Origin of the sequence: Bacteroides sp. MSK.20.12 (genome assembly GCF_019052435.1) — a bacterium.
GTDB lineage: Bacteria > Bacteroidota > Bacteroidia > Bacteroidales > Bacteroidaceae > Bacteroides > Bacteroides xylanisolvens.
Window position 1 is genome coordinate 1 of sequence record NZ_JAHQVH010000081.1, and the last position, 7,983, is coordinate 7,983.

At 44.2% G+C, this 7,983-nt stretch carries 6 protein-coding genes; 5 read left to right on the forward strand and 1 reads right to left on the reverse strand.

The genetic code is table 11. The features are described from left to right. Positions 1-157 precede the first annotated feature (157 nt). The 5 genes from KTR06_RS24045 (at position 158) to nfo (ending at position 7,645) form a co-directional block, all read left to right on the forward strand. Positions 158-1,786: a Tat pathway signal sequence gene (locus KTR06_RS24045; protein ID WP_192923135.1), complete on the forward strand. Its 1,629-nt coding sequence runs from the start codon at positions 158-160 to the stop codon at positions 1,784-1,786. A gap of 41 nt (positions 1,787-1,827) precedes the next feature. Next, positions 1,828-2,799 (forward strand): ROK family protein, encoded by a 972-nt coding sequence (locus KTR06_RS24050; RefSeq protein ID WP_151923892.1) that lies wholly within the window; start codon positions 1,828-1,830, stop codon positions 2,797-2,799. Then, on the forward strand, positions 2,796-4,073 hold the full coding sequence (locus KTR06_RS24055; RefSeq protein WP_165450653.1) for a sugar MFS transporter: 1,278 nt from the start codon (positions 2,796-2,798) through the stop codon (positions 4,071-4,073). The genes KTR06_RS24050 and KTR06_RS24055 overlap by 4 nt, the downstream gene beginning before the upstream one ends. A gap of 34 nt (positions 4,074-4,107) precedes the next feature. Continuing rightward, entirely contained in the window at positions 4,108-6,729 is a 2,622-nt protein-coding gene (locus KTR06_RS24060; RefSeq protein ID WP_217290879.1) for a DUF4962 domain-containing protein, read from the forward strand. A gap of 82 nt (positions 6,730-6,811) precedes the next feature. Next, positions 6,812-7,645, forward strand: coding sequence for a deoxyribonuclease IV (gene nfo / locus KTR06_RS24065; protein WP_151934621.1), 834 nt, complete (start codon positions 6,812-6,814; stop codon positions 7,643-7,645). 153 nt (positions 7,646-7,798) lie between these two features. Here the strand turns inward: nfo and KTR06_RS24070 are convergent. Next, the coding region (locus tag KTR06_RS24070) for a hypothetical protein (RefSeq protein ID WP_217290880.1) at positions 7,799-7,983 on the reverse strand (185 nt) is incomplete at its 5' end.

A 7,983-nucleotide genomic window follows, 5' to 3' on the forward strand; every position in this document is an offset into this window, starting at 1 on the left:
CTACGCTATGTAATTAAGCCCTTTCAGGGCACCCCAATAAATATATAATTGTAAGGCTTTCAGCCTAACTGCAAAATTCCCATTTAACCGATAAATTCTCATTTAACCGATAAATTCCCATTTATATAAATAAAGATTAACCAAAAACAATTATATCATGGATAGAAGAAAGTTTTTAAAAAACACAGGCTGGTCTTTCCTCGGACTGGCAGCTTCGGGCAGCTTGCTCGGTTCTTGCGCAGCAGGAAGCAAAGAGGCTAAGAAAATTATGCCATCAGCCAGCAACCTCAAAATGTATTGGGGCGACTTACACAACCACTGTAACATCACATACGGACACGGCGACATGCGCGATGCTTTTGAAGCAGCGAAAGGACAATTGGATTTTGTTAGTGTTACTCCTCATGCTATGTGGCCGGATATTCCCGGAGCAGATGATCCCCGCCTGAAATGGGTAATCGATTACCACACGGGAGCTTTCAAGCGTTTGCGTGAAGGCGGTTATGAGAAGTACGTAAAAATGACAAATGAGTATAACAAGGAAGGTGAATTCCTGACTTTTGTAGGGTACGAAGCTCATAGCATGGAACATGGAGATCATGTTGCGTTGAACTATGATTTGGACGCACCACTTGTAGAATGTACTTCAATCGAGGACTGGAAAGAAAAAGCAAAAGGACATAAAGTATTCGTTACCCCGCACCACATGGGTTATCAGGGTGGTTATCGCGGTTACAACTGGAAATGCTTTACCGAAGGAGATATTACTCCATTCGTAGAAATGTATTCCCGTCACGGTCTGGCAGAAAGCGATCAGGGAGACTACCCCTATTTGCATGATATGGGACCACGCCAATGGGAAGGAACCATTCAATATGGTCTTGAATTGGGCAATAAGTTTGGTATCATGGCTTCCACCGACCAGCATTCCGGTTATCCGGGAAGCTATGGTGACGGACGCATCGGTGTTTTGGCTCCGTCACTGACTCGCGATGCCATTTGGGAAGCTCTACGTACCCGTCATGTATGTGCCGCAACCGGTGATAAGATTATTATCGACTTCCGCCTCAACGATGCTTTCATGGGTGATGTAGTTCGCGGTAACAGCCGTCGTATCTATCTGAATGTCACGGGTGAAAGCTGTATCGACTACGTAGATATTGTAAAGAACGGGCAGATTTTGGCTCGTATGAGCGGTCCGTTGACTCCCGTTGCTCCGGAAGGTGATACGGTACGTTGCAAAGTTAAAGTTGATTTTGGTTGGAATCGTGAAGAGAAATACGTACATTGGCAGGGCAAACTGTCGGTAGACAAAGGGCAGATTCATAGTGTAACTCCTTGTTTCCGTGGCGCAGCATTCACTTCTCCGCAAGAAGGTGAAACTGAATTCCACACACATGTCAACCGTATTGTATCCGTTGGCAACAAGGAAACCGAACTGGATATGTACAGCAGCAAGAATCCGAATACGACTACAGCAGCCATGCAAGCTGTAATCCTTGATGTGGAAATGCCAAAAGACGGTAAGGTCATTGCCGAATTCAATGGCAAGAAGTTTGAACATACGTTGGGCGAGTTGCTTGAAGGTTCACGTTCACACTTCATGATCGGTTGGTTGAGCGAGGCTATTCTCTTCAATCGTGCCATGCCGGAAAGCTGTTTCACTCTGGAACATTACATGGAAGATAAAGAGCCGCAGCGAGATACGGATTACTACTATGTACGCGTTCGCCAACGTGACGGACAATGGGCTTGGAGTTCACCGATTTGGGCGGAAAGAGTGTAGTTTTTAAGTATTAAGTATCAAGTATTAAGTATTAACGTGGTATGGAGAAAGAATACGCTATAGGAATTGACCTTGGCGGAACTTCAGTAAAATACGCCCTTATTGATAATGAAGGCGTATTTTACTTTCAAGGGAAGTTACCGTCGAAAGCCGATGTATCAGCAGAAGCTGTCATCGGACAGTTGGTTACTGCTATCAATGAAGTGAAAGCCTTTGCACAGGAAAAAGACTACAAAATTGATGGTATAGGAATCGGAACACCGGGCATTGTGGATTGTACGAACCGTATTGTTTTAGGAGGTGCGGAAAATATCAACGGCTGGGAAAACATTCACTTGGCAGACCGCATTGAAACGGAAACCGGACTTCCGGCTTTATTGGGAAATGATGCCAATCTGATGGGACTGGGAGAAACAATGTACGGAGCCGGTCAGGGAGCCACTCATGTTGTTTTCTTGACGGTAGGAACGGGTATTGGCGGTGCAGTAGTCATCGACGGCAAATTGTTCAACGGTTATGCCAACCGGGGAACGGAGCTGGGACACGTGCCTCTCATTGCCAATGGCGAACCGTGTGCTTGCGGTTCTGTCGGCTGTCTGGAACACTATGCTTCCACTTCTGCTTTGGTACGCCGCTTCAGTCAACGAATAATAGACGCAGGTATCTCCTACCCGAATGAAGAAATTAACGGAGAATTGATTGTCCGCCTTTATAAACAAGGAGATTCGATTGCAAAAATATCATTGGAAGAACACTGTGACTTTCTGGGACACGGAATTGCAGGCTTTATTAATATCTTCAGTCCGCAAAAGATTGTGATTGGTGGAGGGCTCTCCGAAGCAGGAGACTTTTACATTCAGAAAGTAAGCGAAAAAGCACGTAGTTATGCCATCCCCGACTGTGCTGTGAATACTCAAATCATAGCTGCCGCTCTTGGAAACAAGGCCGGAAGTATTGGAGCTGCGTCACTTGTATTTACTCAATTATCTGCTCCAAACCTGATTAAATTATGAGAAAGAATTTAGGAATGTTGGCGCTGATTATGGCGTTCTGGTTCACCATCTCGTTTATTACTAATATTCTGGGACCACTTATTCCGGATATTATCCACAACTTCAATCTAAGTGACCTGGCGATGGCGGGATTTATCCCGACCTCTTTCTTCCTAGCATACGCCATCATGTCTATCCCTGCCGGATTACTGATTGACCGTTTCGGTGAAAAACCGGTATTATTCGGTGGCTTCCTGATGCCGTTCATCGGCACCATCCTGTTTGCCTGTATGCATACGTATCCGATGTTATTAGCTTCTTCTTTCATCATCGGATTAGGAATGGCCATGTTGCAAACTGTATTGAATCCGCTCCAGCGTACTGTAGGAGGAGAAGAAAACTATGCATTTATAGCCGAACTGGCACAATTCATGTTTGGCATCGCTTCTTTCCTAAGTCCTCTGGTATATACTTATCTGATTCGTGAACTTGACCCGGCAACCTATACAGCCGGGAAAGGTTTCTTTATCGACTTGTTGGCCGATATCACCCCACGAGAAATGCCGTGGGTATCTCTTTACTGGGTATTTACCATCCTGTTGTTAGTCATGCTGATTGCCGTTGGTGTCTCCCGCTTTCCCAAGATCGAATTGAAAGAAGATGAGAAAAGCGGGTCCAAAGATTCATATCTGGCTTTGTTCAAACAGAAATATGTATGGTTGTTTTTCCTGGGGATTTTCTGCTACGTAAGCACGGAACAGGGAACTTCTATCTTTATGAGCACCTTCCTGGAACAATACCACGGAGTCAATCCGCAAACTGATGGTGCGCAAGCCGTGAGCTATTTCTGGGGATTGATGACAGCCGGCTGTCTCGTAGGTATGATTCTACTCAAGTTGATTGACAGCAAGCGATTGCTGCAAATCTCCGGAATCCTGACCATCATCCTATTATTATCGGCATTATTCGGAAGCAAGGAAGTAGCTATGATCGCTTTCCCTGCTGTCGGATTTAGTATTTCCATGATGTATTCCATCGTATTCTCATTGGCTTTGAACTCTGCTTCACAGCATCACGGTTCATTCGCCGGTATTTTATGTTCGGCAATCGTCGGTGGTGCCGGTGGTCCGATGATTGTGAGTACGCTGGCAGATGCAACATCCCTCCGCACAGGTATGCTATTTATCCTTGTTTTCGTAGGATACATCACCTTTATCGGTTTTTGGGCATGCCCACTGATTAATAACAAGACCGTTCGTCTGAAAGACTTGTTCAAAAACAACGTTGAACGCTGAACAACAAACGACGAATAAAAAAATGCAAAGTTATATGATGAAACAACGAATATCTATTTTTCTCTTGTTCACCATTCTGCTATCCGCCAACGGGTATGCGCAAAAAGGAATCATGCGCCTGACTCAACAGACTTTGATGCACGAGGTCCGCGAAACGCCTTCACCACTGGACGGGCAGCATATCACTGTCAACCCTCCTCGTTTCATGTGGCCGGACAAATTTCCTCACTTGGGGGCCGTATTGGACGGAGTGGAAGAAGAAGACTACAAACCGGAAGTGACTTACCGCATCCGGATTGCACGCGACCCGGAATTCAAATCGGAAGTGATAACCGCTGAAAGGAAATGGGCCTTTTTCAACCCATTCAAACTGTTTGAAAAAGGAAAATGGTATTGGCAATATGCCTACGTTGACAAGGATGGAAAAGAAGAATGGTCGCCCGTTTCTCATTTTTATATAGACGAGCATATACGTACATTCAACCCGCCTTCTCTACAAGAGGTGTTAGCTAAATTACCCAAGACGCACCCCCGCATCTTGCTTGATGCCGAAGATTGGGACAATATCATCGAACGGAATAAAAACAATCCGGAAGCACAGGCTTACATCCGGAAAGCCGATAAATGTCTGAATCATCCGCTGAAACATTTGGAAGAAGAAATTGATACGACCCAGGTTGTCAAGCTGACAAACATCGTTCAATATCGTTCCGCTCTGATTCGGGAAAGTCGTAAGATTGTAGACCGGGAAGAAGCGAATATCGAAGCCATGGTACGTGCTTACTTGCTAACGAAAGACGAGGTATACTACAAAGAAGGTATAAAGCGTCTTTCCGAAATTCTTTCATGGAAGAACAGTAAGTACTTTGCGGGAGATTTCAACCGTTCCACCATTTTGTCTATGAGTACTTCCGCGTATGACGCATGGTATAACCTGCTGACTCCGGATGAAAAGAAACTACTCTTAAGAACGATTCGTGAAAATGGAAAGAAATTCTACCATGAATATGTCAATCACTTAGAAAACCGTATTGCTGATAACCATGTTTGGCAAATGACTTTCCGTATCCTGAATATGGCTGCGTTTGCTACGTATGGCGAACTGCCGATGGCTTCCACCTGGGTGGATTATTGCTACAATGAGTGGGTATCCCGTCTGCCGGGCCTCAACACGGATGGAGGATGGCACAATGGAGATTCTTATTTCCAAGTCAATCTCCGCACATTGATTGAAGTTCCTGCTTTTTATTCCCGTATCAGCGGATTCGATTTCTTTGCTGATCCCTGGTATAACAACAATGCGTTCTACGTCATCTATCAACAGCCTCCATTCTCGAAATCCGCCGGGCAAGGAAACTCACATGAAAGTAAGCTGAAGCCAAACGGTACACGAGTAGGGTATGCAGATGCCTTGGCACGCGAATGTAACAATCCATGGGCAGCCGCTTATGTACGCACTATTTTGCAGAAAGAACCGGATATTATGGAAAAGACTTTCCTCGGAAAATCCGGAGACTTGACCTGGTATCGCTGTATAACAAAGAAAGCACTTCCCAAAGAAGGCCCTACTCTTGCAGAATTACCAATGGCAAAAGTATTCAATGAAACGGGAATCGGTACGATGAATACTTCTTTGGGAGACATAGATAAGAATGCAATGCTGTCGTTCCGTTCCAGTTCCTACGGTTCCACTTCCCATGCACTAGCCAATCAAAATGCTTTCAATACATTCTACGGAGGTAAAGCCATTTTTTACAGTAGCGGACATCGCACTGGTTTTACAGACGATCATTGTATGTATTCTTACCGTAATACTCGTGCGCACAACAGTATTTTGGTGAATGGAATGACGCAGAAGATCGGGACAGAAGGATATGGCTGGATTCCACGGTGGTATGAAGGAGAGAAAATCGCTTACATGGCAGGAGACGCTTCCAATGCTTATGGTAAAGTGACTTCTCCCCTATGGTTGAAACGTGGCGAATTATCCGGTACGCAATATACGCCCGAAAAAGGATGGGATGAGAACAAGCTGGATATGTTCCGCCGTCATATCATCCAATTGGGAACTACCGGAGTTTTTGTGATTTATGATGAATTGGAAGGAAAAGAAGCCGTAACATGGAGTTATCTTTTACATACCGTAGAACTGCCTATGGAAATACAGGAACTGACGGATGAAGTGAAAGTTATTGGTAAGAATAAAGCCGGGGGTGTTTCTGTTGCCCATCTTTTCAGTTCGGCAAAAACGGAACAAGCGATGGTAGATACTTTCTTCTGTGCGCCAACCAACTGGAAAAATGTGACGAACGCACAAGGGAAAGCGTTGAAATATCCTAATCACTGGCATTTCTCTTCTACAACAGTTCCGTGTAAAACCGCCCGTTTCCTGACAGTGATGGATACACATGGGAAGAACCGCCCGGATATGCAGGTAGTTCGCAAAGGTAATACCATTCAGGTAGGCGACTGGACTATAACTTGTAACCTGACAGAAAAAGGGAAAGCCGCCATCTATGTAAGCAATAAAACGGAAAAGGTTTCTTTAAACTATGATGCCGGTAAAAAGGAAGGTGCAACGATAGTCACAGATCAGGTAAAAGGCAAACAGGTTACTAAAGTCCTGATAGACTATTTACCGGATTTTGAGATTTAATTTCTCCCCGCTTTAGATGAAGAAACATATACTCCTATAAAAACGTTATATTTGCAGAGTAATATTAAATAAAGAAGTAACCATGAAATATATCGGAGCACATGTAAGCGCGTCCGGGGGCGTAGAGTTCGCCCCCGTTAATGCGCATGAAATAGGAGCAAATGCTTTTGCGTTATTCACCAAGAATCAACGCCAATGGGTAAGCAAACCTTTAACAGAAGAAAGTATCAGTCTCTTTAAAGAGAATTGCAAGAAATACGGTTTTCAGCCGGAATATATCCTGCCACATGACAGTTATCTTATCAACCTGGGACACCCGGAAGAAGAGGGACTTCAAAAAAGCCGTGCCGCTTTTCTGGATGAAATGCAACGTTGCGAACTGCTTGGATTGAAACTTTTAAATTTCCATCCAGGCAGTTCTCTCAACAAAATTTCAATAGAGGATTGCCTGTCGCTCATCGCAGAAAGTATTAATATCGCTTTAGAAAAAACAAAAGGCGTAACAGCCGTTATTGAGAACACTGCCGGGCAAGGAAGTAATCTAGGTAGCGAATTCTGGCAACTGAAATATATCATCGACCGGGTAAACGACAAGAGCCGGGTGGGTGTTTGCCTCGATACCTGCCATACTTATACCGCCGGTTATGATATTGTCAATGAATATGATAAGGTATTTGATGAGTTTGACAAGGAAGTGGGATTCAATTACCTTCGCGGTATGCACTTGAATGATTCAAAAAAAGCACTGGGCACCCATGTAGACCGTCACGATAGTATTGGTGAAGGATTGATCGGAAAAGCATTTTTTGAAAGATTGATGCAAGATTCGAGATTCGATAATATGCCGCTGATACTAGAAACACCGGATGAAAGTAAATGGAAAGAAGAAATTGCATGGCTAAAGAGCATGGAATAATATTTTCACCACAGAGGACACGGAGGACACAGAGGTGAATTTAGTTTATGACTTACGCTTGTGACCCTAATTTTGATGCATAATCCTCCTCCATAAAGTTGAAAAAACATGAAAACATCTGCCACCTGCAACCAAACGCGTGTAATACACTAGTTAATAAGTAGTTGGAGCGTGGCAGATACTGTTGCAGATAGGTTGCAGATCAAAGTATCTGCAACACAGTATAAGCCTTGCATAAGCCAATTCTCCAGGAGGGCAAAAGTTTATTGTATACATTAACTTCCCGTTTCCAGGCGGGAAACTGTCGTTTCCGGCATTAGAAATTACAGTTTCCACGG

Bases quoted from the DNA above. Each gene is read 5' to 3' on its own strand.
- KTR06_RS24050 (WP_151923892.1), top strand. From the start codon at position 1,828: ATGGAGAAAGAATACGCTATAGGAATTGACCTTGGCGGAACTTCAGTA.
- KTR06_RS24055 (WP_165450653.1), top strand. From the start codon at position 2,796: ATGAGAAAGAATTTAGGAATGTTGGCGCTGATTATGGCGTTCTGGTTC.
- KTR06_RS24045 (WP_192923135.1), top strand. From the start codon at position 158: ATGGATAGAAGAAAGTTTTTAAAAAACACAGGCTGGTCTTTCCTCGGA.
- KTR06_RS24060 (WP_217290879.1), top strand. From the start codon at position 4,108: ATGATGAAACAACGAATATCTATTTTTCTCTTGTTCACCATTCTGCTA.
- nfo (WP_151934621.1), top strand. From the start codon at position 6,812: ATGAAATATATCGGAGCACATGTAAGCGCGTCCGGGGGCGTAGAGTTC.